This window comes from Ruegeria sp. F11 (assembly GCF_056533855.1).
Genome location: NZ_JBQFOW010000014.1, coordinates 39386 through 64325, shown reverse-complemented (window position 1 = coordinate 64325; position 24940 = coordinate 39386). Strand labels below are relative to the sequence as shown.

General features: G+C 62.2%; 21 protein-coding genes. 12 read left to right on the top strand and 9 right to left on the bottom strand.

The window, feature by feature from the left end; genetic code table 11:
- Window positions 1-307 precede the first annotated feature (307 nt).
- On the bottom strand, window positions 308-973 hold the full coding sequence (gene gph / locus ACR0NJ_RS17825; RefSeq protein ID WP_480818447.1) for a phosphoglycolate phosphatase: 666 nt from the start codon (window positions 971-973) through the stop codon (window positions 308-310).
- A 218-nt stretch (window positions 974-1191) separates the two neighbouring features.
- Between gph and hemP the strand changes: the two genes are divergently transcribed.
- Together hemP and ACR0NJ_RS17815 are read left to right on the top strand one after the other, a co-directional pair.
- On the top strand, window positions 1192-1359 hold the full coding sequence (hemP, locus tag ACR0NJ_RS17820) for a hemin uptake protein HemP (RefSeq protein ID WP_480616420.1): 168 nt from the start codon (window positions 1192-1194) through the stop codon (window positions 1357-1359).
- A complete protein-coding gene (locus tag ACR0NJ_RS17815; RefSeq protein ID WP_480818446.1) occupies window positions 1356-1832 on the top strand; it encodes a hypothetical protein in 477 nt (158 codons plus the stop codon). The genes hemP and ACR0NJ_RS17815 overlap by 4 nt, the downstream gene beginning before the upstream one ends.
- A 42-nt stretch (window positions 1833-1874) precedes the next feature.
- Here ACR0NJ_RS17815 and ACR0NJ_RS17810 read toward each other — a convergent pair whose 3' ends face one another.
- From ACR0NJ_RS17810 to ACR0NJ_RS17795, 4 genes are all read right to left on the bottom strand, one after another.
- A complete protein-coding gene (locus tag ACR0NJ_RS17810) occupies window positions 1875-4937 on the bottom strand; it encodes an aminotransferase class III-fold pyridoxal phosphate-dependent enzyme (protein WP_480818445.1) in 3063 nt (1020 codons plus the stop codon).
- A gap of 231 nt (window positions 4938-5168) precedes the next feature.
- Window positions 5169-5558, bottom strand: coding sequence for a Cu(I)-responsive transcriptional regulator (gene cueR, locus ACR0NJ_RS17805; RefSeq protein WP_480818444.1), 390 nt, complete (start codon window positions 5556-5558; stop codon window positions 5169-5171).
- Entirely contained in the window at window positions 5555-8026 is a 2472-nt protein-coding gene (locus ACR0NJ_RS17800) for a heavy metal translocating P-type ATPase (RefSeq protein WP_480818443.1), read from the bottom strand. The genes cueR and ACR0NJ_RS17800 overlap by 4 nt, the downstream gene beginning before the upstream one ends.
- A gap of 92 nt (window positions 8027-8118) precedes the next feature.
- Window positions 8119-8733, bottom strand: a complete 615-nt coding sequence (locus tag ACR0NJ_RS17795; protein WP_480818442.1) for a pyridoxamine 5'-phosphate oxidase family protein — start codon at window positions 8731-8733, stop codon at window positions 8119-8121.
- Window positions 8734-9102: 369 nt separating this feature from the next.
- On the opposite strand from ACR0NJ_RS17795, the gene ACR0NJ_RS17790 reads away from it, so the two are divergent.
- Both ACR0NJ_RS17790 and ACR0NJ_RS17785 read left to right on the top strand, forming a co-directional pair.
- Window positions 9103-9666, top strand: coding sequence for a TetR/AcrR family transcriptional regulator (locus ACR0NJ_RS17790; RefSeq protein WP_480818441.1), 564 nt, complete (start codon window positions 9103-9105; stop codon window positions 9664-9666).
- A 130-nt stretch (window positions 9667-9796) separates the two neighbouring features.
- Window positions 9797-10954: an acyl-CoA dehydrogenase family protein gene (locus tag ACR0NJ_RS17785; RefSeq protein ID WP_480818440.1), complete on the top strand. Its 1158-nt coding sequence runs from the start codon at window positions 9797-9799 to the stop codon at window positions 10952-10954.
- A gap of 70 nt (window positions 10955-11024) precedes the next feature.
- Here ACR0NJ_RS17785 and ACR0NJ_RS17780 read toward each other — a convergent pair whose 3' ends face one another.
- Together ACR0NJ_RS17780 and ACR0NJ_RS17775 are read right to left on the bottom strand one after the other, a co-directional pair.
- Complete coding sequence (locus ACR0NJ_RS17780) at window positions 11025-11912, bottom strand: LysR substrate-binding domain-containing protein (protein ID WP_480818439.1); 888 nt, start codon at window positions 11910-11912, stop codon at window positions 11025-11027.
- A gap of 32 nt (window positions 11913-11944) precedes the next feature.
- Entirely contained in the window at window positions 11945-12070 is a 126-nt protein-coding gene (locus ACR0NJ_RS17775) for a hypothetical protein (RefSeq protein WP_480818481.1), read from the bottom strand.
- Between ACR0NJ_RS17775 and ACR0NJ_RS17770 the strand changes: the two genes are divergently transcribed.
- Entirely contained in the window at window positions 12047-14239 is a 2193-nt protein-coding gene (locus ACR0NJ_RS17770) for a dehydrogenase E1 component subunit alpha/beta (protein ID WP_480818438.1), read from the top strand. The two genes, ACR0NJ_RS17775 and ACR0NJ_RS17770, sit on opposite strands and share 24 nt — an antisense overlap.
- Window positions 14236-15270 carry an ACP S-malonyltransferase gene (locus ACR0NJ_RS17765; RefSeq protein WP_480818437.1) on the top strand — a complete coding sequence of 345 codons (1035 nt, stop codon included), beginning with the start codon at window positions 14236-14238 and terminating at the stop codon, window positions 15268-15270. Before ACR0NJ_RS17770 ends, ACR0NJ_RS17765 begins: the two co-directional genes overlap by 4 nt.
- Before the next feature lie 3 nt (window positions 15271-15273).
- On the opposite strand, the gene ACR0NJ_RS17760 is transcribed toward ACR0NJ_RS17765, so the two are convergent.
- Entirely contained in the window at window positions 15274-15978 is a 705-nt protein-coding gene (locus tag ACR0NJ_RS17760; protein ID WP_480818436.1) for an SDR family oxidoreductase, read from the bottom strand.
- Between the two features lie 105 nt (window positions 15979-16083).
- Here ACR0NJ_RS17760 and ACR0NJ_RS17755 point away from each other — a divergent pair, with 105 nt between their 5' ends.
- From ACR0NJ_RS17755 to ACR0NJ_RS17730, 6 genes are all read left to right on the top strand, one after another.
- A complete protein-coding gene (locus ACR0NJ_RS17755) occupies window positions 16084-16935 on the top strand; it encodes a LysR substrate-binding domain-containing protein (RefSeq protein ID WP_480818435.1) in 852 nt (283 codons plus the stop codon).
- Window positions 16936-17055: 120 nt separating this feature from the next.
- On the top strand, window positions 17056-20268 hold the full coding sequence (locus ACR0NJ_RS17750) for a reductive dehalogenase (protein WP_480818434.1): 3213 nt from the start codon (window positions 17056-17058) through the stop codon (window positions 20266-20268).
- A 129-nt stretch (window positions 20269-20397) separates the two neighbouring features.
- The gene (locus ACR0NJ_RS17745) at window positions 20398-21264 is read left to right on the top strand and encodes an FAD binding domain-containing protein (protein WP_480818433.1); all 867 of its coding nucleotides are present in this window, start codon (window positions 20398-20400) and stop codon (window positions 21262-21264) included.
- Entirely contained in the window at window positions 21261-21740 is a 480-nt protein-coding gene (locus ACR0NJ_RS17740) for a (2Fe-2S)-binding protein (protein WP_480818432.1), read from the top strand. The genes ACR0NJ_RS17745 and ACR0NJ_RS17740 overlap by 4 nt, the downstream gene beginning before the upstream one ends.
- The gene (locus ACR0NJ_RS17735; protein WP_480818431.1) at window positions 21740-23995 is read left to right on the top strand and encodes a xanthine dehydrogenase family protein molybdopterin-binding subunit; all 2256 of its coding nucleotides are present in this window, start codon (window positions 21740-21742) and stop codon (window positions 23993-23995) included. Before ACR0NJ_RS17740 ends, ACR0NJ_RS17735 begins: the two co-directional genes overlap by 1 nt.
- Window positions 23988-24233, top strand: coding sequence for a MoaD/ThiS family protein (locus tag ACR0NJ_RS17730; protein WP_480818430.1), 246 nt, complete (start codon window positions 23988-23990; stop codon window positions 24231-24233). Before ACR0NJ_RS17735 ends, ACR0NJ_RS17730 begins: the two co-directional genes overlap by 8 nt.
- Here the strand turns inward: ACR0NJ_RS17730 and ACR0NJ_RS17725 are convergent.
- Window positions 24230-24931, bottom strand: coding sequence for a lysophospholipid acyltransferase family protein (locus ACR0NJ_RS17725; RefSeq protein ID WP_480818429.1), 702 nt, complete (start codon window positions 24929-24931; stop codon window positions 24230-24232). The two genes, ACR0NJ_RS17730 and ACR0NJ_RS17725, sit on opposite strands and share 4 nt — an antisense overlap.
- Window positions 24932-24940: the final 9 nt, after the last annotated feature.

The following is a 24940-nucleotide window of genomic DNA, read 5'->3' as shown; positions in this document are numbered from 1 at the left end:
TTCCCTTCGGTTTGGGGTGTTTTTATGCCCAATTATATCTTTTTTAGCGTCCAAGCGGCGTCTGGACCAAGACTGTAAGTGCAGAAAAACGCTTGCTAATTTTTGGATCAAAATGATCCTTTATGTATGAGTTTATAGTCGTTTTTGTCTTTCTACGGGAAACCCCCAATTTCGCCACCCAAGGGGATTCGGTAGAAAGAGTACAACCACCCGGTCTGCGATGACCGAACACTTTTCCCCCATGAGGGGCTGGTCCACACCCCCTCGGCCGGCCCCTCAATAATTTTGGGGGGTAGAGTGTTGGATTTCAGGCAGGCTGCCCCGCGATGCGGGTGACAAGCGCGGGCAAATCCGAGGCGCTGCCATAGCTGGCATCATGCGGAATCTCGACTACGGGTGATTTCCGGTACCCTTCGGTGAACAGCAGAAACGGGATCTGCGCGCGTTTTGCCGTTTCGGCATCCACTTCGCTATCGCCGACAAACAGGCAAGGGCCTTTGGCCGACAGGGCACGGAAGCTTTCCGTCAGATGGGCCGGATCGGGTTTTCGGACGGGCAGGGTGTCTCCGCCAAGAACGACCTTGAAATGATGGGCCAGATCGAGCGCTTCCAGCACGTGGCGCGCCGGGCCTTCGGGTTTGTTGGTACAGACCCCGAGAACGCAGCCCATGTCCTGCAATTTGGCCAGCGCTTCGGTTATGCCGGGATAGGGCCGGGTCGTTTCGCTGGCGGCGGCATTGTAGTGGTTCAGCGTTGCTCGGGTCAGGTCTGCATGGCGATCTATCGGCAGGTTGCAATGGCGCATGACCCGTTCAACCAGCTTTGGCAGACCGTTGCCCACGAATCCCCGGATCACGTCTTGCGGCAACGGTTCGTGCCCGACTTCTGCCAGCATCCGGTTCGCGGCCCCGGCCAGATCACCGATACTGTCCACCAGAGTTCCGTCCAGATCAAACACAACTGCTGTGGTCATATGCCCGCCTTCCTGCCTTGTTTGCCAAGACCTAACGCGGGTTTCCCTGTAGCGCAATTGCGCCAATACCGCGCGTCCGGAAAGCCGGGCTTGACATACCTTACTAAAATAATCAGATTAAGGGTGGAAGTCATCAGCCAACCCAGCATTGGGTCAGCCAGACCGATAGAAAAGCGAACAGATCAGGCCATTTGCCTGAAAACCTCTGGAGTTGTCCGATGAACGCGCAGACCCCGACCGCCACCCAATCCTATGCCGTTTCCATGTTGCCTGCCCACAAGGCCGAAGACCTGACCAAGGGCGGCAATCTGGCCCATATCGAGCTGGGCGATCAGCTTTACACGCTGCGCATCACCCGCGCTGGCAAGCTGATCCTGACGAAATGAGCGCGCCGTCTTCGCGAGGCGGGGCGGCTGTTGGCCGCCTGTCAGACCTCGACCCGATCGAAGCGGGCGCGGTAATGTATCTGCGGCTTTGGGCGGATGGGCCCGGCGGGCAGGCCGATGCGGCCAGCGATTTCGATATCGCGCTCGGCACGGATCACGGGCGCACGGCGATGCTGGCGCTGGATCGCTTGTGTTCGCTTTGCGCCCATCACGGGCGTCGTCCGCTGATACGGCATGGTTTGGGGTGCTCGTGTCTGGGCGCGGACGAGAATTGTTTCGCGCAGATGATCGCGGCGGCCTCGGAAGGCGCGCGCGAAGATGCGATGATGATGGCCTCGCTCATCGTGCGCCCGGATTTTGCCCCCGCGCTGGCCTCGCTGTCCGAGGAACTGGGTCTGGCCCTGCGCAGAATGACGGCAGCCATACCTTTGCCAACAACCGGTCACAGGTCCCCCGCGACCGTCGTTCACTGAGTGGCAAAGCCAGACCCCGGCCCGCGCAGCCGGGGTCATTTTCTAACAACAGCCGCAACCGTGGTCGTGGTGATCATGGTCGCAGACCGGTTCGGGGGCGTAGTCGCCAACTTCGGCCAGAACTTGGCGCAGCGCCCAAAGTATCATGTCCACATCTTCAGCCTCGATGGTCAGGGGCGGGCGGATTTTCAGGATGTTGTCCTTGGGCCCTTCGCTGCCGATCAGGATGCGATGATCGCGCATCCGGTTTTTGATGTAACCGCAGATTTCGGTGGCTTCCGAGCCGTCGGGATTGACCAGTTCTACCCCGACAAACAGCCCCATGCCGCGTACGTCGCCGACGCAGCCAAAATCGGCCTCGATCCCGCGCAGCCCCTCCATCAGACGCGCGCCCATCAAGCGGGCGTTGTCCTGCAGCCCTTCGTCATCGATGATGTCCAGAACCTCTTTCCCAATGCGACAGGACAGGGTCGAGCCGCCAAAGGTCGAGAAGAACTCGATCCCGTTGTCGAAGCTTTTCGCGATCTCTTTGGTTGTCACCAGCACACCCAGCGGATGCCCGTTGCCGATAGGCTTGCCCATCACCACGACATCCGGCAGCGCGCCCTGATGTTCGAAGCCGAAATAGTAATCGCCCAGACGCCCCAGCCCAGTTTGCACCTCATCGGCGATACAGACGCCCCCTGCGGCGCGGATTTTCTCATAGACCGCAGGCAGATAACCCTTGGGTGGGATGATCTGACCGCCGACCGAGGGGAAGGTCTCGGCGATAAAACCCGCAACACCCTGGCCCTTGTCCTGCAGCGCGGAAATCGCAGGGTCTACCAAATCCGCGAATTTTGTCGCGCGCTCGGGATCGTCGCGTCGGAACGATCCGCGATAGTCATCCGCGACCTCGACCAGTTCGACCCAATCCGCCTGACCGACCCCGCCCGGCTTGTTGAACTTGTAGGCTGAGATCGCAACCGCGGCATTGGTATTCCCGTGATAGCCATGATCTGGCGTCACAATCCCCTTCGCGCCGGTATGCGCACGCGCCAGCCGCAAGGCGAGTTCATTGGCCTCCGTCCCTGAGTTGACGAAGAAGCAGACCTGTAGTTGCTCCGGCAGTTTTGACAGGATTTTCTCGGCAAATTCAGTCTGCGCAGGATGCAGATAGCGGGTGTTCGAGTTCATCCGCTTCAACTGATCCGCCGCCACCGCCTGAATGCGCGGATGCGCGTGTCCCACATGGGGGACATTGTTGTAGGCGTCCAGATAGGGTCGGCCCCATTCGTCGAACAGGTGGTGTTTCCACCCCCGCACCAGTATGACCGGATCGTCATAGGTCAGGCTGAGGTTGCCGCCGAAATGATCGTGCCGATCTTGCAGGATCGCCCGCTTGTCGGTTGGGCGATAGGCCACCTTGTCGTCGGCCAAATTCAGCAGCGCCGCCGGGTTCGGGCAGACCGCGTTCCACAGCTCCAGTTCATCCGGGTCGGCCACGCCGGGCCAGTCGGCCTGCATCCCCTCCGTTGTCAACGCCAGTTGGAAATGCACATGCGGGGCCCAGCCGCCATTCTGCGAAGCGTCGCCAAGGCGGGCAAAGGCCGCGCCCTGCGCCACCGGATCGCCGGGTTTCAGGCGGTCACAGACTTCGGGGTCCAGATGGCCATAGAGCGTATAGAACGGATCGCCCTCGGGCGTTTCGTGGTGCAGGATCACCACGCCGCCATAATCGAGATGCGCGTCCCGGTTTTCCACAGCCTCAACCCGCCCACTCATGGGCGCATGCAGAACGGTGCCTGCGGGGGCAAACACATCCACCGCCAGATGCACCGTGCGCCGGTCCGAGGCTTTCCACGGCCCCTTATGGAACCCCGGCTCGGCATAGATCAGGCGCGGCTCGTTGTAATACCCCAGCCAGAGGCCTTCGCCGAATTCCTCACCCACGCGGGCTGCTTCTTCCAGGGGCATGTGAAACGGGTTCTGCGGCCAGAGCGAGTTCTCAACCGACAGCGACCCCATCGGCGCATCGCTCAGATCCTGCCCTAACATCTGCGCAAAATGGCCGCGATGATCCTGCAGATACGCTTGCACCCGTTTGGCCCCACTGGTCACCGGAAACCCGCAGGCCACTCGCAACCGCGCAGGCATCAGATCGCCATTGACGGAAGCGTTTTCCAGAAACCGCCACGCAGGTGCCTGCGAAATAGTCACATAGGGATCGTCCGGGTTCTCGAGTGCCATCAGGGTCGAGTTCACCACCGACACCGCCAGCCGCATGCGCAGCAGCGGCCAGATCAGATCGACCTCTTCGGCCTGCAAGCGGTTGGCGGCGTGATAACCGCGAACCAAAGCCGCCAACGCGCGTTCAGGCTTCGGATGGTCCAGCACGATATAGGCCCCGGCGATGGCCAGATCGCAGATGCGCGGCGCGGCGCACATGTCGCCCAGATCAATCAGCCCGGACACCGAATGCCGACCCAATTCGCCGTCAACCAGAATGTTGTAGTCATTGGCGTCGTTGTGAATGGCCTGCTTCGGCAACGCCTGCAGTTCACCCGCGCAACGGTCATACCCTGCCACAATGCCCGCCAGCAGATCGCGCCGATCCGGGTCGGAAATCGCGTCCAGCTGATCACCGATCCACCCGGCCTGCGTCAGATCCCATTTGAACGCCGGCCTGTCCAAACCGTTATGCGAGAACCCCCGCAGCGCCCGGTCGGTTGCGCCCAGAACGCGGCCCAGCTTCAGGATCAGTTCCTCACTTTTTGGCGCGACCTTGGCGTAGCAGGTTCCCGGCAACCGTTCGAGCAGCCAGACCAGCCGGGCCTCACCCGCTGCATCCTCGATCTCTGGCAACAGTGCTCCGTTCAGATCGGGAATGACCTTTGGAAACGGCAGGCCCGGGGCCTCCGCCGCGATATGTTCCAGCGCCCTGATCTGAAGATCGACCAGATCCGCCTCGCAGCCTGCACGCATGACCTTCAGAACATAGTCCTGCCCGTTTGTGGCCTGCGCCAGAAAGTTCAGGTCATATTCCCCGTCCAGCCGCGTCAGCTTAACGTCGAACCCCCAGCGCCCGCGCACGGACCCGGCCCAGAATGCAGTCAAATCGCTCATATGTTTCCCAGTCCAGATACCAAACGGATCCCCTTCATCTGTCTAAAAATATCCTCGGGGGGGGATCGCGCCGTCAGGCGCGATGGGGGGCAGACAGCCCCCCTCTGCCGTCACCCCAACGCGATCCACGCCGACAAGTTCCACCGCCCGCCAAGACCAATAAAGTACCATCTGGGGTTTCTCTCCGTTGTTCAGCGGAGACAAAGCAAAGCTGAGATGAAAGGGCAACCCCTAGGCCTTGCCACCCAGATCCTGCAGGATTGGGCAATCCGGCCTGTCATCGCCCGCGCAGGCGTCAATCAGGTGGCTCAGCGTATCGCGCATGGCGTTCAGGTCGGCGATTTTTGTCTCGATCTGGGCCAGATGATCCTTTGCCACCTGTTTTACATCTGCGCTGGCGCGGGTCTCGTCTTCGTATAGCGCCAGCAGTGTCCGACAATCCTCGATGGTGAACCCAAGCGCGCGGGCGCGGCCCAGAAAGGTCAGCTTGTGCACGTCCTGCTCGCGAAACCGGCGATAGCCGTTGTCGTCGCGCAGAGGTTTGATCAGGTCGATATCCTCATAGTAGCGGATGGTTTTGGCGGGCAAGCCGGTGCGGGTGGCGACATCTCCGATATTCATGCGGGGGCCTCCTCGCTTGCGGGCAGGGCGGTCTCGGGCGCGCTGGCACGAACGCGGCGCAGGCGCAGGGCGTTGGTGACGACAAAGACGCTGGACAAGGCCATCGCTCCGGCGGCCAGAGCGGGCGACAGCAGATGGCCTCCGAATGGATAAAGCACCCCCGCCGCGACCGGGATCAGTAGGGTGTTATAGCCAAAGGCCCAGCCGAGGTTCTGGCGGATGTTGCGCATGGTCCGGCGGCTGATTTCCACCGCGTTCACCACGCCGCGCAAATCGCCCGACATCAGAACCACATCCGCTGTTTCGATGGCCACATCCGTGCCGGTGCCAATAGCAACGCCGATATCCGCCGCCGCCAGAGCAGGCGCGTCATTGATCCCGTCGCCGACAAAGGCCACCATACCGTATTGGGCGCGCAGGGCTTGGATTGCCTCCAACTTGCCGTCCGGCAGAACCTCGGCGGTGACGTGGTCGATGCCCAGATCGTCGGCCAGAGCGCGGGCGGTCCGGGCATTGTCGCCGGTGATCATGGCCAGCTTCATTCCCATCTGGTGCAAGGCTGCCAAGGCCGCGCGCGTGCCGGGCTTGACCGGGTCCGAAACGGCAAGGCTCGCCGCCGCCAGACCATTGATGGCCATGAACAGGGGGGTCGCCCCTGCCGCAGCGCGGGCTTCGGCCTCTACCCGCAGATCGGCGATGTCGATCCCTTCCTGCCGCATCAGCTTGTGCGAGCCGATCAGGATGTCCTTGCCCTCAACCCGCCCCTGCAGCCCGAGGCCGGTCAACGACTGAACCTGCGACACCGCTGGCAAGTCCGAAGGGCCAGCGCGGGTGATGGCGGTGGCGATGGGGTGCTCGGATCGCGCTTCGAGCGCGGCGGCCAGGCGCAGAACCTCGGCCCGGTCAAAACCGTTTGTCGTGGTCACATGGTCCAGTTCCGGGCGGCCTTGGGTCAGAGTGCCGGTCTTGTCCAGTGCGATGACCTGCGCTTGCTGCAACTGCTGCAGCGCGTCGCCCTTGCGGAACAGCACGCCCAGCTCCGCTGCGCGACCCGTGCCCACCATGATCGAGGTGGGCGTGGCCAGCCCCATCGCGCAGGGGCAGGCGATGATCAGGACCGAGACCCCGGCGACCAGCGCCAGCGGCAAGGCGGGGGCGGGTCCGAAGATCAGCCATGCAAGTACGGTCAGGATCGCCACGGCCATCACCGCCGGGACAAAGCGATATGTGATCCGGTCAACAAGCCCCTGAATGGGCAGCTTCGCGCCCTGCGCCTGTTCGACCATCTGGATGACCTGCGCCAGCACGGTATCTGCGCCCACGCGGCTGGCCTGCACGCGCAAGGCCCCTGTGCCGTTCACGGTGCCACCGACCACCTTATCGCCAGCGGATTTACCAACCGGCACCGGTTCACCGGTGATCATGCTTTCGTCGACATAGGAGGTGCCCTCCAGAACCGCCCCGTCCACCGGCACACGCTCTCCCGGTCGGATTTGCAGGACATCGCCCACCGCGATTTCGGCGATGGGGCGGTCTACGGTTGCGCCATCCTGTTCGACGCGCGCCGTCTTGGGTTGCAACCCGACCAGCTTGCGGATCGCAGCACCGGTTTTGCCCTTGGCGCGCGCCTCCATCAGCCGTCCCAGAAGGATGAGAACGACGATGACGGCGGCGGCCTCGAAATACACATTCGCCGTACCGGCGGGCAGCAAATGCGGGGCGAAGGTTGCCACGACCGAATACAGATATGCCGCACCGGTCCCCAAGGCGACCAGCGCATTCATATCGGGCGCGCCTCGCATCAGTGACGGGATGCCCTTGGCGTAAAACACTCGCCCCGGTCCGATCAGCAAGGCCGAGGTCAGCGCGAACTGGATCAATTGGCTGGTCTGCGTGCCGATGGTCGCCTGCACCCAGTGATGAAACGCCGGGATCATGTGCCCGCCCATCTCAAGAATGAAAACCGGCAACGCCAGCGCGGCGGCCAGCAGCGTTGAGCGAGTCAGTTGGCTGATTTCGTCCGCCTTGAAGCTGGCCTCTGTGCTTGCCGCCCCAGCTGGCTGCGCGGGATAGCCGGACCGGGTCGCGACCTGTGCCAGAGTCGCCGGATTGGTCGTGCCCTCGACATACGTCACCGTGGCCGTTTTGGTGGCAAGGTTTGCAGTGGCATCGACCACGCCGGGGCTTGCTTTCAGCACCCGCTCAATTTTGGCGACACACGAGGCGCAGTTCATGCCCTCGACCGCCAGAACGGTTTGTTGCGTCGCAGCCGGATGGCCTGCACTCTCCAGCGCATCGGTTAGCGCGGATACAGGACCGTCAAACGCAACCTGAGCGGTTTCGGTGGCAAAGTTCACCGCCGCGCTATCCACGCCCGGAACGTCCCGCAATGCGGTTTCGACACGTGCAACGCATGAGGCGCAGTGCATGCCTTCGACCTTAAGGTGATATGTCTGAGGGTCCGCCATTCGACTCGAATCCCGACAGTTTCTTTGCCCCTCCAATGGGGGTTCCAGTGACGGGAAGGTCAAGAGGGGTGCGTCAAAATTTCCGCAGGGGCTCAGGTCGCCAACTGCTGTTTAAGCCGCTCATTTTCCGCCTGAAGCTGCGCCAGTTGCTGACCAAGGGCGTTCAGATGGGGGCGCAGTTCCGCCTCGGTGAAGCGGGGCGTGATGTGGCGGGGGCAGTTCCAGTCCAGCGCCTCGACCCGGATGATCACCGCACGCTCAGCCGGGGTTTCAGCGCCCTCGGGGTACAGGCTTGCGGCGGCGGCCTCGCCCTCGGTGATCTCGACACGGCCCAGGATCTTGAGGCGGCGCTGGTTGGCGTAATCCATCAGGATCATCGCAATGCGATCATTGCCATCCAGATTTCCGCGCGAGACATACTGTTTGTTCCCGGTCAGATCGGCATAGCCGATTGTCTGAGGCCCCAGCACTTTCAGAAACCCCGCAGGCCCGCCGCGAAACTGGACATAAGGCCAGCCGGTTTCGGACACTGTGGCCTGATAGAAGCCGTCGCGTGCCTCGATAAAGGCTTTCTCGGGCTCGCCGATCAGATGGCCCTGCTGTGGGCCACCTTCGATGAACTTGGCATAGGTCTGCGCCGAGCCCATCCGGTCCTGATGCGCCCGCACCGCGGTGGTAAAGGTCAGTTCGGAAAAAGCACGCGGCATGGCTGGTCCTTTCGGGGGCTCTTGAATGGGCGTCGCCTGTCACCCTGACAAAGCCGGGCCGCGCGATCAACCGGCCACGCTTAGGCCAGCGATGCGGCCAGAAGGGCAAGGGTCAGCAGGAAGGGCACGTATTGGGGCGAAAACGGGCTGGCGCGGCGTTGCATTCCTTGGCTCCTTTGGTGGACTGATCGGTAAACTTTTCTCAGGGTGTACCGATCAGTCCGCCCGATCAATGAAAATGTGCAGCAGAACGGTCCAGCACACGGGAAGGTGAAAAATGTTCCGAAACCCGGCAGGCGGTTATCGCGGCCAGATTGCATTCATGCACCGCGGGAATTATGTGCTAATCAGTACACCTCGGAGGGGTCTATGCGTCCAAACAAACGGGATCAACTGGTTCGAAAAGCGCTGGATGTGTTCTATCGCGACGGGTTTCACGCCACCGGAATGGACAAGCTTGTGGTGGAAACGGGTGTGTCGAAAACCTCGATGTACAAGCATTTCCGCACCAAAGAGGACCTGATCCTTGCGGTATTGCGCCTGCGGGATGAAAACTTTCGCGACTGGTTCCTGCAGCGGGTTGAAGAGATCGCGGACAACCCCGCCGATCAGTTGATCGCCGGGTTTGATGTCATACGAGAATGGTTCGAGGAAGACGGGTTCCGGGGCTGCATCTTCGTCAAGGCAGGCGCGGAATACCAAAACCCCGACCACCCCATCCACATTCAGGCGGCTGAGAACAAGCGCCTGGTTCTGGATTATTTCACCTCTCTGGCGCGCAAGGCCGACGCGCGCGAGCCTGAAAAGCTGGCCCGGCAGGTGCAATTGCTGCAGGAAGGGGCCATCGTGTCTGCAGTGATGTTGAAGAACTGCGATGCGGCCATTGACGGGAAAGAGGCGGCAAGGTCTTTGATCGATGCAGCGCGGGTCTGATCCACGGCGGCTGACGCATAGATGGCAAGAAACGTTGCGTAGCGCGGTGCCCGAACGCGGCGTCACCCGGATTGGCAGCGGACAAATCCGACGATAGCCTCTTCTTAACAACAGTTTCGGAGAGCCATACATGTCGCTTTTTACCTCCACCGCCGCTTGGGTCACGGATGAACACCGGATGTTTGCCGACATGGCAGGTCGGTTCATGGATGACGAACTGACCCCCAATATCGAGCGATGGGTCGACAATGGCGTCGTGGATCGCGACTTCTGGACCAAAGCGGGCGAAACCGGGCTTATGGCCGGGGCGATCTCCGAAGAGTACGGCGGGGTCGGCGGCGGTATGGGGTTCGACTCGGTCACGATCTACGAACAGGCCGCGCGCGGGGATGCCGGGTGGGGTTACGGAATCCAATCCATCGTAACCCATTACATCACAGCCTATGGCAGCGAGGATCAAAAGCGCAACTGGCTGCCGAAATTGGCCTCGGGTCAGATGGTCGGAGCGCTGGCCATGACCGAACCCGGTACAGGATCAGACGTGCAGGCGGTGCGCACGACGGCGGACAGGGATGGCAACTCCTACCGGCTCAACGGGTCGAAGATTTTCATCACCAACGGCCAGTCGGCGGATCTGATCATTGTTGCCGCGAAAACGGACAAGTCTCTGGGCGCGAAAGGTGTGTCCCTGATCGCCGTTGAGGCCGACGGCGCGGACGGATTTCGCCGGGGGCGGAACCTCAAGAAGCTGGGGATGAAGGGCAACGACACGGCCGAGCTGTTCTTTGAAGACGTCAAAGTGCCGATGACCAACCTGCTGGGTTCCGAAGAAGGGCAGGGGTTCTACCAGTTGATGAACCAACTGCCGTGGGAACGTCTGACCATCGGATTGATGGCCTTGGGCGCGATTGATTTCGCCATCGCCGAGACGGTGAAATACGTGCAGGAGCGCAAGGCCTTCGGGCAGCGCGTCATGGATTTCCAGAACACCCGGTTCAAACTGGCGGAATGCAAGACCAAGGCCGAGGTTCTGCGCAGTTTCGTCAACGATTGCATCGGCAAGCTTGAGGCGGGTGAGTTGGACGCGGCCACCGCATCGATGGTCAAATACTGGGGCTCGGAGGTTCAGAACGAGATTATGCACGAATGTCTGCAATTGTTTGGCGGCTATGGCTTCATGATGGAATACCCCATCGCCCGCCTTTATGCCGATGCCCGCGTGCAGATGATCTATGGCGGCACCAACGAGGTGATGAAGGAACTGATCGCGCGGTCGATTGACGTGTGAACAGGGCGCTCCTGCCCGGCCCACCTGCCGTCCGCAGGACGCAAGGCCGAAGGTCGCGCAGTTTCTTACGCTATGAGGACAGTTGCTCCTCTAGCCAGATCCGAAACGATTTCAGCGGTTCCGCCTCGGCCCGTCCGTTCGGCCAGACGAGGTAATAGTCGCCAAGGCTGACCTCTGGCCCGTCGCAGGCCTGCACCAGCCGACCGCTCTGCAGGTCTTCGGCCACCAGATAACCGGGCAGCAATCCCACGCCCAGCCCATGAATGGTCGCTTGGATCATGGTCGAGAACTGGTCGAACATCATCCCGCGCTGCCCGCTGGCCGGGTGCCCTTGGGCGGCGAACCACCGGTCCCAGCCATCCGGGCGTGTTTCAAGATGCAGCAGAGGGGCCTGTGTCAGCCATTCAATTCCTGACAGCCGGTCTGGCAGAAGCTCTGGCGCGCAGACCGGAAGCACCACTTCGTGCATGATCTTCATATAATTCACCCCGCTCCAGTCCCTCTGACCGAAATGGATTGCGGCGTCGAAAGGCTCGGTGTCGAAATCGAACGGTTTCAGGCGGGTGTTCAGAATGACCGTCACCTCCGGATGGCGGCGGGCGAAATCCTGCAGCCTTGGGGCCAGCCAGTGCATACCGAAAGCCGGAAGGATCGACAGATGCAGGGACCCGCCGGTGGGGTTCGCCTTCAGCTTCAGCGAGGCCTGCGCCAGTTGCTGCAGGGCCGCGCGCGCGGTCTGAACATAGTCCTTGGCGGCTGGGGTCAGGTGCAGCCGCATCTGCGTGCGCTGGATAAGGTCGACGCCCAGTTGCTCCTCCATCGCTTTCAACTGACGGCTGATCGCGCTTTGCGTCAAAGATAATTCCTCGGCGGCGGCCGAGGCGCTGCCGAGCCTGTCCACGGCCTCGAGCGCCAGCAGGGACGATATGGATGGCAGAAAGCGGCGGGGCGCAATCATATGACATTTCCTCATACCTTTGCTTCTGATTATCACTGGCTTTTTCCCTGCGCCAGCGGGATATAAGGGATGTTTGGCGCGGCGATGCGCCCAGATGTCGGGCAAGCCCCACCCCATTTGAAAAAGGCCAGACTATGGACCGCGCCCAGATCGTTCATGAAAACTTCTTGTCTCGGGTTGCAAACCGCGACTTTCCGGACGGGCCGCCGCCACGTGTGGGCCTGACGGGTACGGATGCGGTGTCTCTGTTCCGCTCGCAGGTGCTGAGCCGGGCGTTGGATCGCACCAGCAGGGCGATGCAAAAGGCAGGGCAGGGGTTTTACACGATCGGGTCCTCGGGTCACGAAGGCATGGCCGCCGTCGCCCAAGCCCTGCGCCCGACCGATATCGCCTTTCTGCACTATCGCGACGCTGCGTTTCAGATTGCCCGCGCCGAGCAGGTGCCGGGCCAGCAGATCGCCTGGGACATGTTGCTCAGCTTTGCCTGCTCCAGTGAGGACCCGACCTCGGGCGGGCGGCACAAGGTGCTGGGGTCGAAAGCGCTGACGATACCGCCACAAACCTCGACCATCGCCAGCCATCTGCCCAAGGCCGTCGGGGCTGCCTACTCGCTGGGCGCGGCGCGCAGGCACGACCCCGAGCATCGGGAATTGCCGTTGGACGGGATCGCCATGTGCTCGTTCGGGGATGCCTCGGCCAACCATTCGACCGCGCAGGGGGCGATCAACACGGCAGGCTGGACCAGTGTGCAGTCCACGCCTTTGCCCCTTTTGTTCGTATGCGAGGATAATGGCATCGGTATTTCGGTAAAAACGCCGAAAGGCTGGATTCAGACCTCGATGGAGCATCGTCCGGGGATCAAATATTTTCAGGCCAACGGGTTGGATATCTATGAAACATACGCTGTGGCCCAAGAGGCGGCCCACTATGTCCGCACGCGTCGCAAGCCTGCCTTTCTGCATCTGAAGACCGTGCGTCTCTATGGTCATGCCGGGGCGGATGTGCCGACAACCTACCTGAGCAAGGCTGAGGTCGAAGCGGATGAGGCTAACGATCCGTTGTTGCATTCGGTCCGGTTGCTGGATCAGGCCGGGGCGTTGTTCCCGGATGCGGCGTTGCAGATTTATCAGGACACGTGCGCCCGCACCGACCGCGTCGCCGCCGAGGCCGCGACCCGCCCGCATCTGGCAAACGCGGAACAGGTGATGGCCAGCCTGATCCCGCCCAAACGCGCCTGCAAGCCCACAAACGGGCCCACCGCCGACGCCCGGGCCGCCGCTTTCGGTGGCGACATGCGGGCCATGCAGGACCCGCAGCCAATGAGCCGCCTGATCAACTGGGCGCTGACCGATCTGATGCTGGAGCATGGCGAAATCGTCTGCATGGGTGAAGATGTGGGCCGCAAGGGCGGGGTCTATGGCGTGACCCAGAAACTGCAGCAGCGCTTTGGCCCGGACCGGGTGATCGACACGTTGCTGGATGAGCAATCCATTCTGGGTCTGGCCATCGGCATGGGCCATAACGGATTTGTCCCGATCCCAGAAATCCAGTTCCTGGCCTATCTACACAATGCCGAGGATCAGATCAGGGGAGAGGCTGCCACCTTGCCCTTCTTCTCGAACGGTCAGTTCACCAACCCGATGGTGCTGCGGATCGCGGGTCTTGGGTATCAGAAAGGCTTTGGCGGGCATTTCCACAATGACAATTCGCTGGCAGTTCTGCGCGACATTCCGGGCGTGATCATTGCCTGTCCTTCCAGCGGCGCGGATTCGGCGATGATGCTGCGCGAATGTGTGCGGCTGGCGCGCGAAGAACAGCGGGTGGTTGTGTTTCTGGAGCCCATCGCGCTCTATCCTATGCGCGATCTGCATCAGGCACAGGACGGCGGTTGGATGACGACCTATCCCTCGCCTGACCAGCGGATTGCGCTGGGCGAGGTTGGGGTGCGTGGGGATGGCGACGATCTGGCCATCGTGACCTATGGCAACGGGCACTACCTGTCTCACCAGGCGCTGCCCGAGTTGCAGGCGGCGGGATTGAAAACCCGGATCGTCGATCTGCGCTGGCTGGCACCGTTACCTGCCGAGGCACTGCTTGCGGCGACGCGTGGCTGCAAGCATATCCTGATTGTAGACGAATGCCGCCGCACCGGCAGCCAGTCCGAAGCGCTGATGACTTTCTTCCAAGAAGAAAGTTCTGCGACCCCGACCGCCCGTGTGGCGGCTGATGATTGTTTCATCGCAACCGGCCCGGCCTATGCAGCACCACTGCCGTCGAAAGACGGTATTGTCGCCGCCGCCTTGACCCTGACCGGAGGCAAAGCATGACCCGCACCGCTGTTGTCATCTGCCCGGGCCGTGGCACCTATAACAAGCCCGAGTTGGGCTATCTGCATCGGCACCATGCCGACCGGGTGCAGATGTTCCGCACATTCGACGCCATTCGGGAAGAAACCGGGCAAGAGGCTGTGACGGCGCTCGATGCCGCAAGCCGCTTCACGGTGAGCAAATATTCCCGCGGCGACATTGCCTCACCCCTGATCTACGCCGCGTCTCTGGCGGATGCGCAGACGCTGGCTGAGGATATTGAGGTGGTCGCGGTCACCGGAAACTCGATGGGCTGGTACATCGCGCTGGCCGTGGCCGGGGCGCTGAGCGCCGAGAATGGGTTCCGCGTCGTCAACACGATGGGAACGCTGATGCAGCAGCATCTGATTGGCGGGCAGTTGGTCTATCCCTTTACGGACGACACCTGGGTTAACGATCCTGCTCGGAAACAGGCAATACTTAGGGACGTCGCACGTATCGACACGAGCGAGGGGCAGGATCTGGCCCTGTCGATTGATCTGGGCGGGATGCTGGTTCTGGCCGGAAACGAGGCCGGGCTGGCTGCGTTCGAGGCGTCTCAGCCTGCGATTCAGGATCGCTTCCCCATGCGCTTGCCCAACCACGCCGCGTTCCATACCCGTCTTCAGGCGTCCGTGGCAGCAGAAGGGCGGGCGCAACTGGCGGCAAATTTATTCTGGCAGCCCCGCCATCCGATGATCGACGGGCGCGGCAAAATCTGGTGGCCGGGCGCGACAGACACGGATGCGCTGTGGGACTACACGCTGGGCCATCAGGTGACCGAGCCGTATGATTTCACCCGCGCCGTGCAGACGGCCGCGCGCGAATTCGCGCCGGACCTGTTCATCGTGACTGGGCCGGGCGCGACCTTGGGCGGGGCGGTGGCACAATCGCTGGTCCTGGCCGAATGGCGCGGCATGACGGACAAGGCCGCGTTTGTAGCGCAGCAGGAGGCCGCGCCCCTGCTGATCGCCATGGGCCGCGACGACCAGAGGGCGCTTGTGACCGGATAGCCGTCAGACCGAGCGGGTGATGCCTCCGTCCACCCGGATGTTCTGTCCGGTGATGTAGCCGCCGCCGTCCGAGGCCAGCAGGGAAATGACCGAGGCGATTTCGTCATAGCTGCGGCCATAGCGGCCCATCGGGATGCGCGACCGGAATTCCTCTTTCTCTGGCAGGCTGTCGATGAAGCCGGGCAGCACGTTGTTCATGCGAATGTTGTCGGCCGCGTATTTGTCCGCGAACAGCTTGGTAAAGGCGGCCAGCCCTGCGCGGAACACGCCGGAGGTTGGAAACACCGGGTCAGGCTCGAACGCCGCGAAGGTCGAGATGTTGATGATGGACCCGCCGCCTTGTGCCTGCATGATCGGCGTGACTAGCCGGGTCGGGCGGACGGCGTTCAGGAAATAGACATCCATGCCGGTGTGCCAGTCGTCATCCGTCAGTTCCAGAACTGGGGCGCGGGGGCCATGCCCGGCAGAGTTGACCAGCACATCGACCCGTCCCCAGTGGGCCATGGCCGCATCGACCAGCTTCTGCAGATCGTCGCCGGATTGGTTCGAGCCGGTGATGCCGACACCGTCCAGATCACTGGCCAGAGCCTCACCCTTACCGGACGAAGACAAAATCCCCACCTTGAACCCATCTGCTGCCAACCGCCGGGCCGCATCCGCACCCATCCCACTGCCGCCCGCTGTTATCAGCGCAACCTTGTCTTCCATTTCTTAATCTCCATTTTCTGTCTGCGATCAACATGGGGCCAGAGCCGAAAATTGACCAATCAGTTCTTCTGCCGTAAAGCTGTAGAAAATCTACAGAGTTGCGACATGCCCGCCCTCCCTCCGCTCAACGCCCTGCGCGCCTTTGAGGCCTCCGCCCGGCACCTGAATTTCCGCCTCGCCGCCGAGGAATTGGGCGTCACCCAGGGTGCCGTCGCGCAGCAGGTGCGCGGGCTTGAGGCACGGCTGGGCGAAGCGTTGTTCGACCGCCTTCCGCGTGGATTGCGCCTGACCGAGGCGGGGCGGCGGTTTCATACCCCTCTGCGCCGCGCGTTTCGTCTGATCGAAGGGGCGGTCGAGGAGTTCTCGGGCCAGCATCAGATCGTGATCTCGGTCACCCCGAGTTTTGCCTCGAAATGGCTGGTCCCGCGCTTGCCGGATTTCACGAGCAAAAACCCCGATATCGAGGTGCGCGTGGACGCCCGCGAAGGGCTGGCGGATTTCAGCCGGGACGGGGTCGATATTGCTGTGCGTCAAAGCCGCAGACCGGTGGCGGCAGGTTTGCAGGCCCAGCCGCTGTTCTCGACCGAGTTCATGGTGGTCTGCGCGCCTGATCTGGCCACGCAGGTCTCGGGCCCGGCCGATCTGTTGCGGCAGGTGCTGCTCAGCGACTCTCATGGGCTTTGGCCTTTGTTTCTTGAACATGCCGGGGTGCAGGGCAAGCCGCGCATGATGACGTTCAACCAGACCGGTCTGGCGATTGATGCCGCTGTCTCGGGGCAGGGTTTTGCGCTGGCCAATGCCGCGCTGGTGGCGGCGGAGCTGGAGAGCGGGCGGTTGGTCAGGCCCTTCGATCAGGTTCTGGTCGATGATCTGGGCTTCTACGTGGTCGTCCCCAAAATGCCTCGCCATCCCGAACTTGTAGGTAAGATGCGGGACTGGCTGCTGTCTCAGGCCTGAAAAGGCGTAGTAGACTTCTTAACCACCTGAAATCACACCGTTACCGCCCATTCGCGGCTTTTGTGAATGGATTTGCCGCCCATGGCAGGTTAGGGGGTTAGGGAAGACAGGAGGCTTAGGATGGGGATCCGCTTTTTCTCGGACAAGAACCGGCCGGTTCATATGGGACCATTTCCGCTGGAACGTTTGGCCCGGCAGGACCACCTGCCTGATCTGTCCGGCACGCCTGCGATGCCGGTGCTTAGCTTTCACAGGCCGGATCAGCCCGAAAGCATCGTGAATGCGATGGGTGAGTTTCAGGCCATGCTGGACACGATCCGGGATGGGTTCGTAAACCCGGTGGCCTCCGAGATTCCGTCCGACCCGCAGGACCGCGCCAACCATCTGAAAGCGTTCGGCTATTTCAACGATGCCTCGATGATGGGTTGCGGCCCTCTGCCGTCCGAGGCCCTGCTGGACCAGCCGCACCGCAACCCAGATATCGACCGGCTGGCCCATGCCCTGCGCACGCGTCAGACCAAAACGCTGGCCTCGGGCATCGACGTGATCATGGCCGATCTGAAAGACAGTATGGAGGCGACGCCGGGACCGCTGGATGCGCATCGCCATGCTATTGTCTTCCTCTATGAACACAATCGCGATCCCGACCCGGATGAGCCCGGCGCGCAGTGGATCGGGGATGCGCAAGACCATCGGGCCTGTCTGCTGGCTTCGGAAAACGCTGTGGTGATCGCCAATTACATCCGCCTGCTGGGCTTCGATGCACGGGCGCATACGGCCATGTCCTCGGATGTCGATCTGGGCAAACTTGCGGTGGCGGCGGGGTTGGCCTCGGTCGAGGGTGGCGACCTTGTCGCCCCGTGGCTGGGGCCACGGTTTGGGCTGGCGGCTGTCACCACCGAGATGCCGATTGCACATGACAAACCCTTGCAGCCGCTGGCGCAACAGCCGTGGTTTCGCACGCAAGGTCCGGCGTGGTGGCTGGGGGCAGGGTTCGCCAAGAACGCTTTGAACCGCGATCCCTACGCGAAGCGGCGCTATGTGGACGGGGCGCATCCGTTTGAAACCCTCAAACGCGTGGAAGACCCGACCACCTATATCGACGAAGAAAATGTCGCGCGCGTGCCGAAACGGGCGGACATGTTCGCGCGGGCGCAGTTTGGCGATATGGGGAAGCATCTGCAGGATGCGGCGAAGGGCGGGCACTACGTCCGCAAATCCGCCCCGAGCTTTGCCCAACGTCGCGCGTTGGGGGCCTTTGTCCTGTTGCAGGATGGGGAAAGCACGGACGAGCCCAAGCCAACCGATGCGGCGCGCAACGCCGCCAATATCAAGGCGGCGACCTATTTTCTGGGGGTCGATGCGGTGGGCCTCAGCCGCTGCCCGGACTGGGCGTGGTATTCCCATGATGCGACCGGTGAGGAAATCATCCCGCCCCACGATCAGGCCATCAGCATGATCATCGATCAGGGCTATGAGACGATGGAAGGTGCCAGCGGCGATGACTGGATCAGCGTGGCCCAGTCGATGCGCGCCTATCTGCGGTTCTCGTTGCTGGGCGGGGTGATCGCGCAGCAGATCCGTAACCTCGGGTTTAAGGCCAAGGCTCATACGGTGATGGATGGCGAGGTGCTGCAACCGCCGCTGTTGCTGCTGTCGGGGCTGGGCGAGGTCAGCCGGATTGGCGAGGTCATTCTGAACCCCTATCTCGGCCCGCGTCTGAAATCGGGCGTGGTGACGACGGATATGCCGATGAGCCATGACAAGCCGATTGATTTCGGTCTGCAGAGTTTCTGCGAGGCCTGCAACAAATGCGCTCGCGAATGCCCCTCGGGCGCGATCACTGCCGGGCCGAAGTTGATGTTCAACGGCTATGAGATCTGGAAATCCGACAGCCAGAAATGCGCAACCTACCGGGTAACCACTCCGGGCGGTGCGATGTGCGGGCGGTGCATGAAAACCTGCCCGTGGAACCTGGAAGGTATCTTCAAGGAACGTCCCTTCCGCTGGGCCGCGATGAACATCCCCAAGGCCGCACCCGCCTTGGCCAAATTGGATGATGCCGTGGGCAATGGCGGGCTGAATGACATCAAGAAATGGTGGTGGGATATCGAATTGGAGGCTGACGGGGCTTATCGCCCTTCGCAGCATCCGTTGAACCGGCGGGACCTGCAGACCGATCTGGACCTGAAATACGAGGATCAGACGCTGGCCGTCTATCCCGCCCCACTTGCGCCGCACCCCTGGCCTTATCCATTCCACATGGACCGAGAGGCAGGAATCGCCGCCTACGAGGCGATGGTCAGCGCAGACGATTACAAGACCCGCAAGGCGGCGGGCGACATGTCCGTCATCCACCGCTATCAGATCGCAGGCGACGCGCCGGTGATGCGAGTGGAACTGACGAAGGTCGACAAGATGACCGCCGATGTCACCAAGTATGAGTTCTCGACCCTCGACGGTGCGCCCCTGCCGGAATGGACCGCAGGCGCGCATCTGGACGTTCTCGTCGCGCCGGAGTTCCTGCGGCAGTACTCGATGTCGGGCGATCCCTCTGACCGGGTCACCTATCAAATTGGCGTGCTGCGTGAGGATGAAGGGCGCGGCGGCTCGGCCCTCTTGCACCGCATCTTCAACGAAGGGCGCAAGGTGTTCATCTCAAAGCCGATCAACCATTTCGAACTGGATGAAACCGCGACCAAAACCTTTCTGATGGGCGGCGGTATCGGCATCACCCCGATGATCGCCTTTGCCCACCGGCTGCACGCTTTGGGCAAACCGTTTGAACTGCACTACTCCGCCAGCACCCGCGCTGGGGCCGGGTATCTGGACGATCTGGCCGCGATGCCGTGGGCGGACCATGTGCATTACCATTTCTCGGATGAAGGCACGCGGGCCGATCTGGATGCGATCCTGTCGGACTATCAGGACGGCTGGCACGTATACACCTGCGGCCCGGATCGGTTCATGGACGGCGTGATGCAGGCGGCTGAGGTGCAGGGCTTCCCCGAAGAGGCGCGGCATCTGGAATACTTCTCGGTCCCCGAACAGCCCGACTACGAAAACCATCCCTTCACCCTGAGACTGACGAAATCAGGCCGTGACCTGAACGTCCCCGCCGACAAGGACGCCGCGCAAGTGCTGAACGAGGCGGGCGTTCACGTGGATGTGAAATGCTCGGACGGTATCTGCGGGGTCTGCAAGTGCAGCGTGATCTCAGGCGAGATCGAGCACCGCGATTTCGTGCTGTCCAACAAACAACGCGAGAGCGCTATCATCCTTTGCCAAAGCCGGGCCGCGCAACCGGGCGGTGTGGTTGAGATCGATCTGTGACGCAAAGTCTGGAAACGACAATTTGAATCCAAAAAATTGGTCGTTCCAGCCATGGACGCCGCCCCAATGCTGCACTAACGTCCCCTGCGAACCCCAGTAATCCCTGATCAACAGGTGCGAGGTATTTTCATGGAGTATCATAGCCCCGCCAGCTTTGCCGAGGCGTCGGCACTGGCTGCAAACGCAAAGGGCATCACCCGGTTTCTGGCCGGTGGAACGGATGTGCTGGTGCAGTTGCGCTCGGATTTGGTGACGCCCGACACGCTGATCGACATCAAGAAGATCGACGGTGTTGGTGCCATCACCCGCAACGGTGATGGCAGTTGGACGCTGGGCGTCGCGGCCACCGGGGCCGAAATGAGCGAGCACCCCGAGTTGGGCCGCGACTGGCCCGGTGTGGTCGAGGCGATGGACCTGATAGGATCAACTCAGGTGCAAGGCCGCGCGACGCTGGTTGGCAACCTGTGCAACGGCTCTCCGGCGGCGGATTCGGTGCCTGCGATGATTGCTGCTGGTGTGACGGTGACGGTCACCGGCCCTGAAGGCACCCGCGAGGTTGCGGTCGAGGATATCCCCACCGGACCGGGTAAGACGTCGCTGGCCAAGGGTGAAGTGATCTCGGCGGTTAACATCCCGGCGCGCGGGGGCAATGCGGGCGATGCCTATCTGCGCTTCATTCCGCGCACCGAGATGGACATCGCTGTGGTCGGCGTTGGAGTCAGCCTGCGGCTGGATGGGGAAACGGTCACCGAGGCTCGCGTCTCACTGGGCGCTGTGGCCCCAACCGTATTGCTGGTTGAAGACGCGGCCCGTGCGATCATCGGCTCAACGCTGGATGATGCGGCTCTGGAAGCGCTCGCCGCAGCGGCCTCAGCCGCCTGCAACCCGATTGACGATAAGCGCGGCACGATTGCATTCCGCACCGAAGTGGCCGGAGTTCTGGCCAAACGCGCTGCGAAAATCGCCTATGCCCGCGCGAAGGGAGAAGACGTATGAGCAAGTTCCACGTATCCACCACCGTCAATGGCGACGCGGTCGAATACCTGTGTGACCCGCGCGAAACCCTGCTGGATTGCCTGCGCGACAAGCTGAACCTGACTGGCGCGAAAGAGGGCTGCGGCACCGGCGATTGCGGCGCGTGCTCGGTCACCGTTGATGGCCGTCTGGTCTGTTCCTGCCTGATGCTGGGAGTCGAGGCCGATGGCAAGCAGATCGAAACCGTCGAAGGCATCGCGGATGGCGACATTCTGCACCCGCTGCAGCAAAAGTTCATCGAACATGCCGCCCTTCAATGCGGTATCTGCACGCCGGGCATTCTGGTGGCCGCCAAGTCGCTGCTGGAGAAAAACCCCAACCCGACGGAAGAGGAAACCCGGTACTGGCTGGCAGGCAACCTCTGCCGGTGCACCGGTTATGACAAGATCATTCGCGCCGTGATGGAAACGGCGGAAGAGCTGCGGGAGGCTTCGTAATGGCACTGGACGACCGTAAATCCGACTTCACCTTTGTCGGTACCCGCCCGAACCGCCCGGACGGGTTGGACAAGGTCACGGGCCGCGCTAAGTTCGGGGCCGATATGTCCGCCCCCGGCATGCTGCACGGCGCGATCCTGCGCTCTCCGCACGCGCATGCGCGGATCGTCAAGATCGACGCCTCCAAGGCCGAGGCGCTGAAGGATGTCAAAGCCGTTGTCACCCGCGCGGATTTTGCCGATGTGCCGTTCAAACCCGGTCTGGAGGGCGAGTTTTACAACGTGCTGGAAAACGTCATGGCGGGCGAAAAGGCGCTGTATGACGGGCATGCGGTTGCGGCTGTCGCGGCCACATCGGCGCTGGCGGCGCGCGACGCGCTGAAACTGATCGAAATTGAGTACGAAGTCCTACCTCACGTCACCGATGTGGACAAGGCGATGGCCAAGGACGCGCCAGTTATCCGCGAAGGCGCGGCAGACTATTCCGTGCCCGAAGGCATGCATCCCAACGTCGTGCGCTACCATGAAAGCGGTCACGGAGATGTCGAGGCCGGGTTTGCCGAGGCCGATCTGGTCATGGAAGACAGTTTTGTCACCGAGGCGACCCACCAGGGCTATATCGAACCCCACGCCTGTCTGGCGATGCTGGGCAATGACGGCAAGGGTGAGCTGTGGTGCACCACCCAGGGCCATTGGATTGCGCAGAAAACCTGCGCGGCCCTGCTGGGCATCGAGACCTCGCAGCTGCGCGTCACCGCCTCTGAGATTGGTGGCGGCTTCGGCGGCAAGACCACGGTGTTCATCGAGCCGGTGGCGCTGGCGCTGAGCCGCAAAGCCAACCGCCCGGTCAAGCTGGTGATGTCGCGGTCCGAAGTGTTCCGGGCCACGGGTCCAACCGCCTCGGCCTCGATGGATATCAAGATCGGCATGAAAAAAGACGGCACGATCACTGCGGCGCGCGGCGAATTCCGCCTGCAGGGTGGGGCGTTCCCCGGTGCGCCGGGCGATATGACCGCTATGTGCGCCTTTGCCGCCTATAACCTCACCAACGTCAAACAGATCGGCTATGACGTCATGGCCAACCGTCCCAAGCAAGCCGCCTATCGCGCGCCCGGCGCGCCGATGGGGGCCTTTGCGGTCGAGTCGGTGATTGACGAGATGTGCAAGAAGCTGGGGCTTGATCCTATCGATGTGCGCCTGAAAAACGCCGCGCACGAAGGCACCAAGGCCAGCTATGGCCCGCGTTATGAACGCATCGGTCTGGTCGAAACGCTCGAGGCTGCCAAAGCGCACCCGCATTACTCGGCCCCGCTGAAACCGGGGCAGGGGCGCGGGATCGCCTGCGGGTTCTGGTTCAACCACGGCGGCGAAACCTCAGTAACGCTGGCGCTGTCCGAGGATGGTTCGGCGCAACTGATGGTCGGCACGCCCGATATTGGCGGCTCGCGCGCGTCCATGGCGCTGATGGCGGCTGAGGTGCTGGGCATTCCGTATGAGAATATCCGCGTGACCATCGCCGACACCGCCTCGCTGGGCTACAACGACGTCAGCCACGGCTCGCGCGTGACCTATGCCAGCGGCCTTGCGACCATCAAGGCGGCACGCCACGCGGTCGAAAAGCTGAGCGAACGGGCGGCGACCAAATGGGGCATCCCGGTCGATGCGGTGAAGTGGGAAAACGGCTGCGCGGTGCCATCGGGCCCCAACGCAGGTGATTTCGACCCGCTGCCGCTGGCGGATATCACCGCGAATATGGGGCGCACGGGTGGTCCGATCTCGGGCCATTTCGAAGCAACCCCCGAAGGCGCGGGCGTGTCCTTTGGCACCCATATCGTGGATGCTGAGGTTGATCCGGAAACCGGCAAGACCAGCATCACCCGCTACACGGTCATTCAGGACGCCGGTAAGGCGATCCACCCGACCTATGTGGAAGGCCAGTATCAGGGCGGCGCCGCGCAGGGCATCGGCTGGGCGCTGAACGAGGAATATATCTACGGCGAGGATGGCCGGTTGCAGAACTCGATCTTCCTCGATTACCGCATCCCGGTCGCCAGCGACCTGCCGATGATCGACACGGTGATTGTCGAAGTGCCCAACCCCGGCCACCCGTTCGGTGTGCGCGGTGTGGGCGAAACGGGCATCGTGCCGCCTCTGGCCGCCATCGCCAACGCGGTCTCGCACGCGGCGGGTGTGCGAATGAAGGAACTGCCAATGTCGCCGCCGCGCATTCTGGCGGCGCTCAAGGACAATGGTTGAGGTCCATCTCTGGTCCGGCCTCCGGTCTCTGACCGGGGGCCAGCAGGTGGTGGAGGTCGAGGCCAAAACCACCGGCGACCTGCTGCGGGAACTGGTGCGCGCGCACCCGCAACTCAAAGGGCCGATTGATGCCGGGGTGTCCGTCGCTATCGACGGGCGCGTCATTGCCACCGGTCTGACGGAACCTATTCCCGAAGGCAGCGAGGTCTATCTGATGCAGCGCTTGCGGGGCGGTTAAGAGGGCGACCAGGGCTCACGCTCGACCATGCGGTCGGCCTCGGCCGTGATGTCGTTCATATGTTGCTCAAGGCTTTGGCGCAGGGCTTCGATATCCTCTTCGCTGGCCTTACGGGGCACCGTTTCGGTCCATTCCCTGCACAGAAACACGCCCTCATTCCGCCAGGGGCGCGGCATCAGCAGGCGGTCCCAGGTGCCTGCCTCGCGCCCATGTCTGGCCGAGAACGTGATCCCGAACACCCGCTTGCCCGAGGTCCGCGCCCAGACCAGAGGCACGGTCGACAGCACTCGTTCCGGCCCGCGTGGCCCATCGGCGGCGATGCCGATCGAAATCCCCTCTTTCATCTTCCCAAGCACCTGCCGCGACAAGGCCACGTGGCGCGTTTTACTGGCCATGGCGATGGTGTCCATGCCGAACAGCTTCTGCACGCGTCCCACCATGCTGCCCGCTCGCGCCGAAGACGTGATCGAGCAGATACGCCCCTTGTCCAGCGGAAAGAAATACGGGGATTGCGCCAAGCGCTGGTGCCACAGCACCACAATCACCGGCTCACCCTGTTCGACCAGTTGATCCAGTTCCTCGTACCCGATGCGTTGCCAGCGCGTATTGCGGTTGACCATCCGGATATAGCTGGCGATCCGCCGCGCGGCCCAATTCAGGACGGCTTCGCTGTCTGCAATCTTTTTGCGTATGCTCACCCGAGGTTC